Source organism: Corynebacterium hiratae, from assembly GCF_009708045.1.
In the GTDB taxonomy this organism is placed as follows: domain Bacteria; phylum Actinomycetota; class Actinomycetes; order Mycobacteriales; family Mycobacteriaceae; genus Corynebacterium; species Corynebacterium hiratae.
In genome coordinates this window covers 52,156-64,602 of sequence record NZ_VIOG01000009.1, presented here as the reverse complement: position 1 = coordinate 64,602, position 12,447 = coordinate 52,156, and the positions used below count along the sequence as shown (strand labels likewise).

At 62.1% G+C, this 12,447-nt stretch carries 15 protein-coding genes and 1 tRNA gene; 11 read left to right on the top strand and 5 right to left on the bottom strand.

Going from position 1 to position 12,447, the window contains the following annotated elements; genetic code table 11:
* The first annotated feature begins 10 nt into the window (after positions 1–10).
* From FME68_RS08945 to FME68_RS08935, 3 genes are read left to right on the top strand one after another with little or no spacing between them, the layout of a single operon-like run.
* Positions 11–1,684 (top strand): alpha-keto acid decarboxylase family protein, encoded by a 1,674-nt coding sequence (locus tag FME68_RS08945; protein ID WP_102234579.1) that lies wholly within the window; start codon positions 11–13, stop codon positions 1,682–1,684.
* Positions 1,685–1,694: 10 nt separating this feature from the next.
* Positions 1,695–2,753, top strand: a complete 1,059-nt coding sequence (hisC, locus tag FME68_RS08940; RefSeq protein WP_070546113.1) for a histidinol-phosphate transaminase — start codon at positions 1,695–1,697, stop codon at positions 2,751–2,753.
* Positions 2,754–2,774: 21 nt separating this feature from the next.
* Entirely contained in the window at positions 2,775–3,146 is a 372-nt protein-coding gene (locus tag FME68_RS08935; protein ID WP_070546111.1) for a phage holin family protein, read from the top strand.
* Here FME68_RS08935 and FME68_RS08930 read toward each other — a convergent pair.
* Positions 3,143–3,397, bottom strand: a complete 255-nt coding sequence (locus tag FME68_RS08930) for a MoaD/ThiS family protein (RefSeq protein WP_010188351.1) — start codon at positions 3,395–3,397, stop codon at positions 3,143–3,145. The genes FME68_RS08935 and FME68_RS08930 overlap by 4 nt on opposite strands.
* Positions 3,398–3,437: 40 nt before the next feature.
* Here FME68_RS08930 and FME68_RS08925 point away from each other — a divergent pair, with 40 nt between their 5' ends.
* The 4 genes from FME68_RS08925 to FME68_RS08910 are packed head-to-tail and all read left to right on the top strand — an operon-like array spanning position 3,438 to position 6,478.
* Positions 3,438–4,589, top strand: a complete 1,152-nt coding sequence (locus tag FME68_RS08925) for a molybdopterin molybdotransferase MoeA (protein WP_158397321.1) — start codon at positions 3,438–3,440, stop codon at positions 4,587–4,589.
* Positions 4,586–5,056, top strand: coding sequence for a MogA/MoaB family molybdenum cofactor biosynthesis protein (locus FME68_RS08920; protein WP_158397319.1), 471 nt, complete (start codon positions 4,586–4,588; stop codon positions 5,054–5,056). The genes FME68_RS08925 and FME68_RS08920 overlap by 4 nt, the downstream gene beginning before the upstream one ends.
* Positions 5,046–5,465 carry a molybdenum cofactor biosynthesis protein MoaE gene (locus FME68_RS08915; protein ID WP_158397317.1) on the top strand — a complete coding sequence of 140 codons (420 nt, stop codon included), beginning with the start codon at positions 5,046–5,048 and terminating at the stop codon, positions 5,463–5,465. The genes FME68_RS08920 and FME68_RS08915 overlap by 11 nt, the downstream gene beginning before the upstream one ends.
* Complete coding sequence (locus tag FME68_RS08910; protein WP_158397315.1) at positions 5,462–6,478, top strand: ThiF family adenylyltransferase; 1,017 nt, start codon at positions 5,462–5,464, stop codon at positions 6,476–6,478. Before FME68_RS08915 ends, FME68_RS08910 begins: the two co-directional genes overlap by 4 nt.
* 146 nt (positions 6,479–6,624) lie before the next feature.
* Here the strand turns inward: FME68_RS08910 and FME68_RS08905 are convergent, their stop codons facing one another.
* Positions 6,625–6,939 carry a DUF4288 domain-containing protein gene (locus FME68_RS08905; RefSeq protein ID WP_010188343.1) on the bottom strand — a complete coding sequence of 105 codons (315 nt, stop codon included), beginning with the start codon at positions 6,937–6,939 and terminating at the stop codon, positions 6,625–6,627.
* A 398-nt stretch (positions 6,940–7,337) separates the two neighbouring features.
* Between FME68_RS08905 and FME68_RS08900 the strand changes: the two genes are divergently transcribed.
* The 4 genes from FME68_RS08900 to FME68_RS08885 all read left to right on the top strand — a co-directional run bounded on the left by FME68_RS08900 (position 7,338) and on the right by FME68_RS08885 (position 9,412).
* Positions 7,338–8,069, top strand: coding sequence for a DUF1648 domain-containing protein (locus FME68_RS08900; protein ID WP_010188341.1), 732 nt, complete (start codon positions 7,338–7,340; stop codon positions 8,067–8,069).
* Positions 8,070–8,073: 4 nt separating this feature from the next.
* Positions 8,074–8,817: an NAD-dependent deacylase gene (locus FME68_RS08895; RefSeq protein WP_158397313.1), complete on the top strand. Its 744-nt coding sequence runs from the start codon at positions 8,074–8,076 to the stop codon at positions 8,815–8,817.
* Positions 8,818–8,887: 70 nt separating this feature from the next.
* On the top strand, positions 8,888–9,133 hold the full coding sequence (locus FME68_RS08890) for a type II toxin-antitoxin system Phd/YefM family antitoxin (RefSeq protein ID WP_082254406.1): 246 nt from the start codon (positions 8,888–8,890) through the stop codon (positions 9,131–9,133).
* A gap of 9 nt (positions 9,134–9,142) precedes the next feature.
* Positions 9,143–9,412, top strand: coding sequence for a type II toxin-antitoxin system RelE family toxin (locus FME68_RS08885; protein WP_158397311.1), 270 nt, complete (start codon positions 9,143–9,145; stop codon positions 9,410–9,412).
* Between the two features lie 79 nt (positions 9,413–9,491).
* Here FME68_RS08885 and FME68_RS13050 read toward each other — a convergent pair whose 3' ends face one another.
* From FME68_RS13050 to FME68_RS08875, 3 genes are all read right to left on the bottom strand, one after another.
* Positions 9,492–9,632, bottom strand: coding sequence for a type II toxin-antitoxin system Phd/YefM family antitoxin (locus FME68_RS13050; RefSeq protein ID WP_010188335.1), 141 nt, complete (start codon positions 9,630–9,632; stop codon positions 9,492–9,494).
* Positions 9,633–10,497: 865 nt separating this feature from the next.
* A tRNA-Ser gene (locus FME68_RS08880) sits at positions 10,498–10,585 on the bottom strand.
* Positions 10,586–10,667: 82 nt separating this feature from the next.
* Complete coding sequence (locus FME68_RS08875) at positions 10,668–12,389, bottom strand: SulP family inorganic anion transporter (RefSeq protein ID WP_158397309.1); 1,722 nt, start codon at positions 12,387–12,389, stop codon at positions 10,668–10,670.
* Positions 12,390–12,447 lie beyond the last annotated feature (58 nt).

Genomic DNA, 12,447 nt, shown 5'->3' with positions numbered 1-12,447 from the left:
GGACCCTCTCATGCAGACCACCATTGGTGATTTCATCCTGGACCGCCTCAAGGCCATCGGCATTACTGAAATCATCGGCGTACCCGGTGACTTCAACCTGAGCTTCCTCGAGCAGATTGAAGCTTCCGAGGGCATCCGCTTCGTCGGCGCCTGCAACGAGCTCAACGCCGCCTATGCTGCCGACGGCTATGCCCGCCAGAAGGGCGTGGGCTGCCTGCTCACCACCTATGGCGTGGGCGAGCTTTCCGCACTCAACGGCATCGCTGGTGCCCGCGCTGAGCACGTCCCGCTGGTGTCGCTGGCAGGCGCGCCGCCGCAGTACGCCACGGAGTTCCGCTGGAACCTGCACCACTCGCTTGCCGACGGCGACTATGCCAACATGCTGGATTCCTTCGCGCCCTTCACCGAAGTGGCCACACGCGTGTCCCCCATGAACGTGGTCGAGGAATTCGACCGCGCCCTGCACACCTGCCTGCGCGAGAAGCGCCCGGTCCACATCCAGATTCCTTCCGATATCACTCACCTGACCATCGAGGTCCCCGACGAACCTTTCTCCACCGAGCTCGCAACCTCCGATCCGGAGCGCCTGAACGCCGCTGCGGACTACGTGCTGGAGCACCTCGCGAAGGCCAAGGACCCGATCATCCTCATCGACCAGGACACCAACCGCCACGGTTTCACGGAGAAATTCCGCGCCATCATCGACAAGGCCCAGCTGCCCTACTCCCAGCTCTCCTCCGGCAAGGCCATCTTGTCTGAGCGCCACCCGCTCTTCATCGGCACCTACAACGGCGCGGCCTCTGCCCCGGGCGTGCAGGAGCGCATCGAAAAGTCCGACTTCCTAGTCACCACGAACCCGCGCTTCATCGAGGTCAACTCCGGCTCCTTCACCCACAACCTGGCCGACGCCCGCGTCTATAACTTCGGCGACCAGCACCTCAACGCCGACGGTGAATTCTTCGTGGGCATCAATACGCTGGAGCTTCTCGACGTCCTCCTGGACCGCATCCCGGAAGCGGAGGCAACCACAACCAAGGAATTCCAGCCCGAGGCCTTCGAGCCGAACCCGGATGCCCCGCTGACCCAGGAGCGCATCTGGCCGCAGATGCTCGGCTTCATCCAGGAAGATGACGTGGTCATCGCCGAAGCCGGCACCTCCAATATCGGCCTGGGCCAGCAGCGCATGCCCGAGGGCGTGCAGTACATTAACTCCACCATCTGGGGTTCCATCGGCTTTACCCTCCCCTGCGTGCTGGGCTCGCAGCTGGCCAACCCGGAGCGCCGCCACGTCCTCTTCATCGGCGATGGTTCCTTCCAGCTCACCGCACAGGAGCTGTCCACCATCCTGCGCCAGGACCTCAAGCCCATCATCGTGCTGGTTAACAACGATGGCTACACCATCGAGCGCTACATCCTGGGCATGGAACGCGAGTACAACGAGATCCAAATGTGGGATTACACGGCGCTGCCGAAGGTGTTCAAGAAGGACACCTCGATGGAGTCCTACGTGGCCTCCACCGAAGGCGAGCTGGCGAAGGCCCTCGAGAACATCGCCGCCCACCCGGAGCGCGGTGCCTTCCTCGAGGTGCGCCTCGACGCCTTCGACGCGCCGAAGGGCCTGCAAGTCTTCGGCCCGCAGACCGCTGATTTCGACTTCGGCCCTCGCGGCCCCCGCAACGCCTAAGGTAGAGAACATGATTCGACCAGACCTTTCCTCCCTGCCCGCCTACGTTCCCGGCAAGAATGCCGAGCACGCCTTGAAGCTCTCCTCCAACGAGGCAACTCAGGAGCCGCTGCCCGGCGCGCTCAAAGCCATGGAGGCTGCTGCCGCGCACGTCAACCGTTACCCGGACATGGGCGCGGTGGAAATCCGCAAGGCACTCGCCGAAAACCTCGGTGTCACCCCAGAGCAGGTCACCACCGGTGCGGGGTCCTCCGCCATTTGCCAGCAGCTGGTGCAGATCACCTCCGTGCCCGGTGATGAGATTGTCTTCCCCTGGCGCTCCTTCGAGGCTTATCCCATCTTCGCGCAGGTCGTGGGCGCCACCCCGGTCAAGGTTCCGCTCACCGCGGATCACCGCGTGGACTTGGAGGCCATGGCGGCTGCCATCACGGACAAGACCCGCCTGATCTTCGTGTGCAACCCGAATAACCCCACCGGCTCCATCATCACCAAGGAGGAGTTCGACGCCTTCCTGGCCAAGGTCCCGAAGGACGTCATCGTGGCGCTCGATGAGGCCTACATCGAGTACAACCGCAACGACGCCGTCCCGCTGGCCACCGACTATGTCCACACCCACGACAACGTCATTGGCCTGCGCACCTTCTCCAAGGCCTATGGCCTGGCCGGTGTCCGTTTGGGCTATGCCTTCGGCAACGCCGAGATCATCGAGGCCTTAAGCAAAGTGGCCATCCCCTTCTCCGTGAACTCCATCGCGCAGGCGGGTGCGGTGGCCTCGTTGGCCGCCCAGAAGGAGCTACGCGAGCGCACCGATGAGACCGTTGAGCAGCGCGACCGCCTGGTCACGCACTTCGCGGACTTTGGGGTTCCGGAGTCCCAGGCCAACCACATCTGGTTTGCCGCCGACAGCATCGCGAAGCTGGGCTCCCCGCAGGACGTCGCCGCAAAACTCGCGGAGAATGACGTCCTGGTCCGCGCCTTCCCCGAGGGCGTGCGCATTTCCGTCACCACGGCGGAGGAAACCGAAATCCTGCTTAAGGCCTGGGACGCTGCCTTCGGTGCAGAGGGTTAGTTTCCGCGTTAGAGTGCAGTTGTGAAGATATTTATCAATTTTGCACTCAACGTCATTGCCGTCGCGGTGGCCTTCTGGGCAGTAGTGGCGATTGTCCCTGGAATCGACATCGTTCCTGCGACCACCCAGAATTTCCTGCTCATCGCGGCGGTCTTCATCATCGTCAACGAGGTCGTCACCCCGGTACTTCGCTTCCTCGGCGCACCGCTGACCTGCCTCACACTGGGCCTCTTCGCGCTCGTCATCAACGGCGCGGTCCTGCTCCTCGTCAGCGCGCTCATGGACTCGCTCGTCATCGACGGTTGGGGTGCCGCCATCATCGGCGCGATTGTGCTTGCGGTTGTCTCCGGCGTGGTGAACTTCTTCACCAGCCCGCTGCGGGTCCGCAACTAACCCCCAGCAAAAGGCGGGAGGACGTCGACACGGGAAGCGTCGGCAAGCACGGCGTCCTCGGTAGCGCTCGCGCCATCCACCAGGAAGGTGCAGCGCTCCAGCACCTCCGCAAAGCTCATGCCGGCCTCGGTGCTGCCAGTATGCCGAGCACGCAACACGTCCAGCAACTCCCCCAAGGTCGCCGCCTGCGCCGTGTCTTGCGCGCGCCCCGCGGCAGCGCGGGCTGCGGCAAAGTAGTGTATGTCAACCATGGTTGCCACTATGCCAGCCTCTGCGACAGGAAGGAACCCGATGCGCACCTATGAGGAACACCTCGCCGCCGTTCGCGCGGCCCTTCCGCAGCCCCGGATGGTGTCCACTCCCCTGAGCAGCGCCTTCGGACGCCGTGCCGCTGCGACGTACCGCGCGGAACACAACCTTCCGCCTTTCGATAATTCGCAGATGGATGGCTATGCTCTTCCGACTACACACGGCGGCGCCTTCACCGTCGGCCGCACCATTGCGGCGGGTGATCCTCCGGTGGACCTCACCGAAGGCACCGCCCTTCCCATCATGACCGGCGCCAAAATCCCCGAAGGCACCGCTACCATCGTCCCCGTCGAGCACTGCGAGCCCCCGCACTTCCCCGAGGAGGGCGCCACGGTCACCGTGCCGGCAGTCCCCGAGCAGTTCATCCGCCGTGCCGGCTCCGATGTCCAGGCCGGCACGACCCTCATCAACGAGCACGCGCTTCTCGACGCCCCCTCCATCGCCACCCTCGCCTCCCAGGGCCTGGCCGAGGTCCTCACATACGCGCCCGCCCGCATCCTCATCTGCACCGGCGGCGCGGAAATCGGTGGCACGGGCGAGGCCACCATCCCCGATTCCAATGCACCGATGCTCGCGGCCTTGGCTGCGCAGTATGGCATCGACGTAGCCGGCTTCGTGCGCACGAATGACGATCCTTCTGCCCTGCGCGCGGACCTCACCGAAGCGGTCATCACCCACCGCCCCGATGTCATCGTCACCTCCGGCGGCATCTCCCACGGAAAGTTTGAGGTCATCCGCCAGATCTTCGAAGAGGACGGCTGGTTCGGCCACGTGGCGCAGCAGCCCGGCGGCCCGCAGGGCCTGTCGCGTTTGGGGGAGGTTCCCGTTGTCTGCTTCCCCGGCAACCCGATCTCCACGCTAGTAAGTTTTCGCCTCTACTTGGCACCCGTTATCGGCCGCGCTCCCGCTCCATTTAGAGCACACCTTACTGAGCCCGCCGAAGGCCTCAACAACCGTGAACAGTTCCGCCGTGGAACTATCAACATTTCCGATGGCACCGCCGAAGCCTCCTTCCTCGGCGGCACCGGCTCCCACCTGATGTCCCAAGCCATCGGCGCTACTGCCCTCATCCGTATCCCGGCTAACACGCAGCTTTCAGCCGGCGACCTCGTGGAGGTGTTCCCGCTCTCATGACCCGCCGCGCACTCGTCATCGTTGCCTCGACCCGCGCCGCCGCCGGTGAGTACGAGGACCGCTCCGGACCCATCCTGGTGAACTTCCTTCGTGAGCAAGGTTTCGATACCCCGCAGCCCCTCGTCGTCGCGGACGCCGATATCGACTCAGCCCTCGCCACTGCCTTCGCCGATGCGCCCTCCGTAATCCTCACCTCCGGCGGCACCGGCATCACGCCGGATGACCGCACCGTCGAAGCGCTCACCCCGCACGTGGAGCGCGAACTGCCCGGCCTGGCCCACGCCTTCTACGCGCACTCAGCGGCCATCCCCACCGCGGCACTCTCGCGTACCGTTGCGGGCGTTTCTGGTCGGACTTTCGCCATGGCCCTCCCCGGCTCTACGGGTGCGGCCAAAGACGGCTGCGCGGTCCTCGAACCAGTTCTTCACCACATCATCAACCAGCTGGAAGGCATCAATGAGCATTAACTTCGGCCTACTCGGCGCGCACATCAGTGCTGAGCCCATCACGGCCCCCGACATCGCCACCGCGGAAACGGGTGCCGTCGTTTTATTCGACGGCATCGTGCGCAACCACGATTCCGGCCGGGGCGTTAAGCTCCTGACCTACACCGCGCACCCCTCAGCCCAGCAGGAGATCGAGCGCGTCGCCGGCGAAGTCGCCGCCGCTTTCCCCGCCGTCCGGCTTTGGTGCGCGCACCGCACTGGAGCACTAGAAATCGGCGAGTCCGCCTTCATCGTCGCCGCCGCCTCCGCACACCGCAAGGACGCCTTCGAAGCAGCGTCGACCTGCGCCGACCGCGTCAAGGCGGAAGTCCCCATCTGGAAAGAACAGCTCCACACCGATGACACCATCACCTGGGTAGGCCTGGAATGAGCTCACGTTATGCACGCCAGGAAACCCTCTGGGGAAGCTCCACACAGGAACAGCTTCGCTCTTCTACCGTCGCCGTCATCGGCGCCGGTGGCCTGGGCTCGCCTGCCCTGCTCTACCTGGCAGGCGCGGGCGTGGGGCGCATCCTGCTTTTCGACGACGACACCGTTTCCCTCTCCAACCTGCACCGCCAAGTCATCCACAGCACAGCAACCGTGGGCCAGCCCAAAACCGAATCCGCCGCTGCGGCTTTGAGTGCCCTCAACCCGGAGTGCACCGTCGAGCAGTTCTCACGCCTCACGCCCGATACCGCCCTCGACCAGCTGCGCGGCGCTGACCTCATCATCGACGGCACCGATAACTTCTACTCCCGCCACCTTGCCTCCTGGTCCGCCCATGAGCTGGACATTCCGCACGTGTGGGCCTCGCTTCTGGGATACGACGCGCAGCTCACCGTCTTCCACTCCGGCCACGGCCCGGTCTACGAGGACCTCTTCCCCACCGATCCGCAGGTGCCCTCCTGTTCGCAGGCCGGCGTGCTGGGACCGGTCGTCGGCGTGGCCGGCTCCGCCCTGGCTGTCGAAGCGCTCAAGCTCCTCACGGGCATCGGCACCCCGCTCATCGGCACGCTGGGCTACTACGATTCCCTCGCCGGGACCTGGGAATACATCCCCGTGCGCGCGAACGGCGCCACCCCGGCGCGCCCCGACAACCCCACGGACATCCGCGAGATCCCAGAGGACGCCACGCTTATCGACGTCCGCACCTCCCCCGAGCGCGCCGCCTCCCTCATCCCCGGCTCGCAGCACCTCCCGCTCGATGAGATCCTCGCCGGCCACAACCCGACCCTAGACCCCGCCGACCTTGCCGTCCTCTACTGCGCCAGCGGCCTGCGCTCCGCCCAGGCCGTCGAGGCCCTGCGCGCCCGCGGCTTCAGAAACGTCTACTCGCTGCGCGGCGGCATCGACGCCTGGCAAGAGCACATCTCCGAACTCTCGGCCGAAGCCGACGCCTAGGCGAGCTAGAGACCATTTCTCTCGATGACCTAGAGGCCGAACGTAGCGTGGAGAATTAACTTCACGCCGCGCGGTGCGAAAGCCTTCCGAAAGCTAGCCAGGCCAATGCAGAAGAGAGTCAGCAGGTTTCTTCGCGAAGTCTACGATTAATCAGCCAACGGGTCGGTTCCGCCGAGCTTCATCTCGAAACGCTCGTAGTCCTCTAGGTTCGCAAAGTGCCGCGAGTAGAGATCACAATCGCGGTCTACATAACCATAGAGGGCTGGCGCGACATCCACGATATGCCGTACCTTCACGTCCTCACCATCGGCCTGCTCGTTCGCCATCGCTTCAACGCGCTCTCGAGCCTTCTCTTCCGACTCCGCATACACAATATAAAAGTCCTCGCGGAAGAAGCTTTGGGCAGATGAACTGGACTTTTTAGCAAGCTCCATCACGACAATTCCAACATAAGGTTCCATTGCCGGCTACTGTCCTTTCCGGTTCTTGGTCAGCTTGGGCTCGACTCTACCTGCTCACCCAGACCACGTAGCGTGGAAAGAATCAGCCGGTCGCCCTTTAAGCACATCTCCAATGAAGATCCATTCCGCGCCCACGGCTTCAGCAGCGTCTACTCGCTGCGCGGCGGCATCGACGCCTGGCAAGAGCACAACGACACATAGCCCGCACTCTTGCTCAGTCTCCTCTGCTCACATGGCATCTTGTAAAAGGCATCAACCAGAAGGCGTTTTCAGAGCCAAAAACGCCTTTTACCCCCGCGCAAATGGCGTTTTAATCCCAAAGATGCCTTTTGACAGATGCCTTTTGCCAGACGCCTTTCGCAGAGGTCCTCGGCCGGTCGCCTTGTAAACTCACTGGCATGAGAAGCCGCCAGTATTACGTCGCTACCGCTGTGGTGTGTGCTCTCACGCTGGTGTACATGCTGCTGCGCTGGGATTCGGTGCCTGATCCCATCCCGGTCCACTTCGATGGCTCGGGCAACCCGGACCGCTTCGAGCCCAAATCTTTCCTCAACGCAACGGTCCTGGTGTGGATCGGCGTTGTGTTCGCCATTGCGCTGCCGCTGTGCGTGCCGCCGATCTCGCTGGCTCGAAAAACAATGGATGTTCCGGCAGAGTCAACTCTTCCGTTCTCCGAGGCCACGGCACAGCGCGCGGAGCTGCTCACTGGAAAGACCTCCACGTTCATTGCCCAGACAGTCCTCACCATGACGGCCTGCGTGTGCCTCACTGCGGTCTGCACCGTCATTCCGGATATCCCCTTCTCGGGCTTTCTCCTCGTGGCCGCGTGGATAGCCTTCACCGTGTTCATCATGATTCAGGGCGTCCGGTTAACGCTGACATCTGCGAAGGCTGTGAAAGCCATACCAACCGACGATGATGAAAAGGTTCGCAACGAAGCACTTCGTTTTGCCGGTGGCATGGGCGTCTACAACGAGCCCACAGACCCCATGTGCATGGCAGTCTTCCCCACGAATCCATCGAAGCTGCAGATCAACACCGCGCACGAACCGGGCCGGCGCTACCTGTGGCGCATGGGCATCGCCCTCACTGCATCCATAGCATTCTGCGTGCTCATCGCCGTACTCTAGGCATATGGAGCACCTGTTTGAGCGCGCACACTCGATTCTTTCTGATGCCACCCACGTCGAGGTGTTCACCGGCGCGGGCATGAGCGCGGATAGCGGCATCGCCACGTACCGCGATGCGCAGACGGGCATTTGGGAGAACGTGGATCCGGTGGCGATGGCGTCGATAAGCGCATGGCGCAATGATCCTAAGCCCATGTTCGCCTGGTACCTGTGGCGCGCCCAGCTGGCGCAGCGGGCCGCGCCCAACGCCGGGCACCGCGCAATTGCTGCCGCACGCGGCATGACGGTGACCACGCAAAACATCGATAACCTGCACGAGCGCGCCGGAAGCCAAGACGTGGTTCACCTGCATGGCTCCTTGTTCGCATTCCGCTGCACCGACTGCGATACGCCGTATGACGAGGACATTGCACTGCCGAGCGAACCGGTCGAGAGCATCACCCCACCCGAATGCCCCGTGTGCGGCGGGCTCGTGCGCCCGGGCGTGGTGTGGTTCGGCGAGGCCCTGCCCGACGACGAATGGGCCGAGGCCGAGCGCCGCATGTCCACCGCGGACGCGCTGCTCATCGTTGGAACCTCCGGCGTGGTCTACCCTGCCGCCGGCCTGCCGCAGATTGCCCACGCGCGCGGCATCCCCATCGTGGAAGTCACCCCGCAGCCCACGGACCTCTCGCCGCTTGCCAGCGTGGTGGTCACCGCCACCGCAGCGGAGGCGCTACCTCGCATCTTGGCGGGGCGGATCGGATAAATAGCAACCCGATATCCCGCAACCCTTGCCCACCGAATTGTACAAGATGTACATTCGTAGTATGGAAACGATGTCAGTGGCATCCAGCCAATTCCGCCAATCCCAAAGCCAAATTCTTGAAGAGGCACAGCACACACCCGTCGCCATCACTAGCCGTGGAAGCCGTGTTCGCGCTTTTGTCGTCTCTCCCTCATTTTTCGCCCGCGCAGTCGAAGCACTGGAAGATCGTGAAGATGTTCAGGCCGCTGAACTTGCCCGAGGAGAGTCCGTAGAGATTTCACACGAAGACCTTAAAAAAGAACTCGGACTCACCTAATCGCCTTCTATGGCTAACTCCACTTATCGCATCACCTATAAGGCATCCGCAGCCAAGGAATTACGCAAGCTCGACAGACCGACACAAAGGCGACTACTTGCTGCAATCGAAGACTTAGCCGTTACCCCTCGCCCGGATGGAGTAAAGAAACTAAAAGCTTCAGATGACCTGTACAGAATTCGAGTCGGACACTATCGCGTGGTTTATGAAATCATAGACGGAAAACTCGTGGTGCTCGTCCTGCGCGTTGCTCACCGACGAGATGTTTACCGGAAATAGGCAAAATTCCTCTCAGATAAACAATACCGGTTCCACCCTGCCAGAAGGTGAATACTCCACTTCGATCGGAAGATAGTTCTTACACATCTAGATCGATGTCGTGCTCCTTAGCCTTTCCGTCCAGTACTTGCTCGTAAGACTCCAATAGCCGGCGAGCATTGACTGGGGAGCCGAAAAGATAATCAGTCTCTACCCACGCCGAATAGTTATCCTCTGACATCACGAAACCGCCTTCCTTACCACAACCATTATTCCCCCCCCGAGAGGAGATGAATCCATGCTCTACCTTGTTCCAGGGGCCTTAGCGGGAATCACCTTTTACGCCATTCTCACAGCAGTGAGCTGGGCCATCGAAAAAGCCTGGCCACAACGACGTCTAGGCGCACATAGCCGGTTGACCCTCCACTGCCTTGCCGCAGTTGCATTTTCAATTTTTCTCGCCTTGCCTGGCGGCGGCGGAAACTGGGCCACCCACCTGCAAATTAGCGGGTTCCTACTAGTGGGATGCGTTCTGAGCTGGGTGACTGCAGCGATGAACAACGGAGACAATGCCTGACGCCGTAAAGCGATAACTTCCCTTAATCGCCATTCCTCACATCCCTAATGCATACAAACCCTGTGAGTTGTTCTCCGGGGAGGCATAAGGGCTTCTTCCCTGCATTTTCTCTTCGCTCATTAACGGAGAAAACGAATTGAGCGAACTGGGGAACAATCTGTACCGATGGAAATTGCTCCCTTAATTGGTGAGTAATACGCCAACCCGCGTCGTACCATCGAAATCTATCGAATTGCCCCTTCCAACGCGGACGCTGGCGAAAGCTATCGGGTATCTCGAGGAAATTCTGCTGAAACTCCTCCGTCCACTCAAGGATTTCGCGTCCCAGATCGGACTCAATTCCTAAGTCTTCAGGAAGATAGAATCCGATTCTATTAGCCCCAGAAACTATGAGTTCTTTAGACGGCCACAGCGAGCTTGGGTGGCTGTACTCTGGGCGGAGGAATATTTGCCGATTGGCCATGGAACTAGAATAGCCCAGTGCCATTGCTAAATTTACGCAAGATTTTGGTGTAATCACCAAAAAAATTGGCGGAGGCGGCGGGATTTGAACCCGCGGTGAGTTTCCCCACGCTGGTTTTCAAGACCAGTGCATTCGGCCGCTCTGCCACGCCTCCTCGTCACGCGTCAGCATGCACCGCGCGCAACACGTTCAGAGTACTAGACTCCGCCGCGGGAGAAGAATTCGACTCGACAGTGCTACTCGTCGTGCTGATTGCTTTGCGACGCCGCGCTTGCGCCATCCGACTCCTCATGCTGAATGCGCGAGACATGCAGCCGGGCGTGAGCGATAGCGTCGAGAGTGTCGTCAAAAACGTGATTCTCGTGTGCAAGCTGGTCGAATACACCAAGTTCGCGCAACACCGGAACATGTTCGGGCTTCGTGGCTGCAAGTAAGACCGTGGTGTCGCGGCGTTCGAGGTGTCCGATCGTGTCGGCGAGCATTTGGGCGCCGGTGGCGTCGATCGTCGTGAGATAACGCATGCGGAGCACGACAACCTTGACCGACGAGGCATCAGCGAGATCGAGGAGGAAATCGTGCGCTGCACCAAAGAAGAGTGGGCCTTCCAAGCGGAAGGCGGCGATGTGCTCGTCGAGAAGCTCGCGTTCCTTGTCGCGGTGGTCTCCCGTCTCCAATGGGGCGGCCTCTAACACCGCCGTGCGGGCAGTATCGCGCAGCGCGAAGAAGCCCGCTATAACAAGGCCGATGAGCACGGCGACGACAAGGTCGAACACGACGGTGGCGACAGCCGTGATGAGCAGGGTAGCCCCGTCGCCCTTGGTGGCGCGCACCACCGAGCGGAGGTTCCGCGGGTGGATCATCTGGATCGCAGTGGCGATGAGCACGCCGGCGAGCGCGGCGAGAGGGATCTCGCCCACCCACCGGGCCGCGACGAGCACGGCGACGAGCAAGAGCAGCGAATGAAACACAGCTGCCAGGCGTGTGCCTGCGCCTGCTCGCACGTTGACGGCAGTTCGGGCGATCGCGGCGGTCGCGGGAATACCACCGAACAGGGGCGCGACGACGTTGGCCACGCCCTGCCCAAAGAGCTCGCGGTCGGGATCGTGCCGGTCGCCGACTGTCATTGCGTCAGCGACCGTCGCGGACAGCAAGGACTCCAACGCACCGAGCGCTGCGACGGCGACCGCCGCCAACAGCAAGGAATCCAGGTGCTCCCACGGGATCTGCGGCAAGCGCGGGGCAGGCAACGTCGACGGGATGTAGCCGATAGTCTTCAGACCGCTGTCTGCCAGCATGTTGATGGCCGTCGCGGCAGCTACCAACACCAGCGCCGCGGGAAAGCCACTACGAATGCGCGCAGCAAGCACGATTCCGGCCGCCACCGCGAGGGTCATCACGGGTGCTTGCCATGCCGGCGCATCTAACCAAGCTTTGATTGCGCCCCACGCCAAGCCAAGGACCTTCTCGCCGTCCACGTCAACACCGAGTGCAGCAGGCAGCTGCTGGAGGCCGATGATCACCGCAATACCGGCTGTGAAACCTTCGACGACAGGCAACGGCATGTACTTCATCGCGCGGCCAGCGCCGGTGAATGCCAGCAAGAGCAGCATGAGCCCCGACAGCACGCCGACAACGAGCACTCCGTCGGCACCATGGTCAGCCACGATCGGGATTAACACGACCGTCATTGCGCCGGTCGGGCCGCTTACCTGGACATTGCTACCGCCGAAGATCGCGGCCAGGATGCCCGCGACGATGGCCGTCGTAATTCCGGCTGCCGCGCCGACACCGGACGCAACACCAAAGCCGAGCGCCAAGGGGAGTGCAACGAGGGCCACCATGAGGCCTGCCGAGAGGTCGCGCCCGATCGTCGCGCGGGACCAGTCCGAGCGGCGCGGTGCGAAACGCAGGGCACGGGATCGGATGCCCTCCTGAGAGACAGCGGAGGGGTGGGTCATGCTACTTTCTTGCTCCTTCAAGACTCAACGACACCCAAAGGATACCCAAGGTGCCCTC

Coding starts and splice junctions, on each gene's coding strand:
- FME68_RS08945 (WP_102234579.1), top strand. CDS start 11: ATGCAGACCACCATTGGTGATTTCATCCTGGACCGCCTCAAGGCCATC.
- hisC (WP_070546113.1), top strand. CDS start 1,695: ATGATTCGACCAGACCTTTCCTCCCTGCCCGCCTACGTTCCCGGCAAG.
- FME68_RS08930 (WP_010188351.1), bottom strand. CDS start 3,397: ATGGTTGACATACACTACTTTGCCGCAGCCCGCGCTGCCGCGGGGCGC.
- FME68_RS08925 (WP_158397321.1), top strand. CDS start 3,438: ATGCGCACCTATGAGGAACACCTCGCCGCCGTTCGCGCGGCCCTTCCG.
- FME68_RS08920 (WP_158397319.1), top strand. CDS start 4,586: ATGACCCGCCGCGCACTCGTCATCGTTGCCTCGACCCGCGCCGCCGCC.
- FME68_RS08915 (WP_158397317.1), top strand. CDS start 5,046: ATGAGCATTAACTTCGGCCTACTCGGCGCGCACATCAGTGCTGAGCCC.
- FME68_RS08910 (WP_158397315.1), top strand. CDS start 5,462: ATGAGCTCACGTTATGCACGCCAGGAAACCCTCTGGGGAAGCTCCACA.
- FME68_RS08905 (WP_010188343.1), bottom strand. CDS start 6,939: ATGGAACCTTATGTTGGAATTGTCGTGATGGAGCTTGCTAAAAAGTCC.
- FME68_RS08900 (WP_010188341.1), top strand. CDS start 7,338: ATGAGAAGCCGCCAGTATTACGTCGCTACCGCTGTGGTGTGTGCTCTC.
- FME68_RS08895 (WP_158397313.1), top strand. CDS start 8,074: ATGGAGCACCTGTTTGAGCGCGCACACTCGATTCTTTCTGATGCCACC.
- FME68_RS08890 (WP_082254406.1), top strand. CDS start 8,888: ATGTCAGTGGCATCCAGCCAATTCCGCCAATCCCAAAGCCAAATTCTT.
- FME68_RS08885 (WP_158397311.1), top strand. CDS start 9,143: ATGGCTAACTCCACTTATCGCATCACCTATAAGGCATCCGCAGCCAAG.
- FME68_RS13050 (WP_010188335.1), bottom strand. CDS start 9,632: ATGTCAGAGGATAACTATTCGGCGTGGGTAGAGACTGATTATCTTTTC.
- FME68_RS08875 (WP_158397309.1), bottom strand. CDS start 12,389: ATGACCCACCCCTCCGCTGTCTCTCAGGAGGGCATCCGATCCCGTGCC.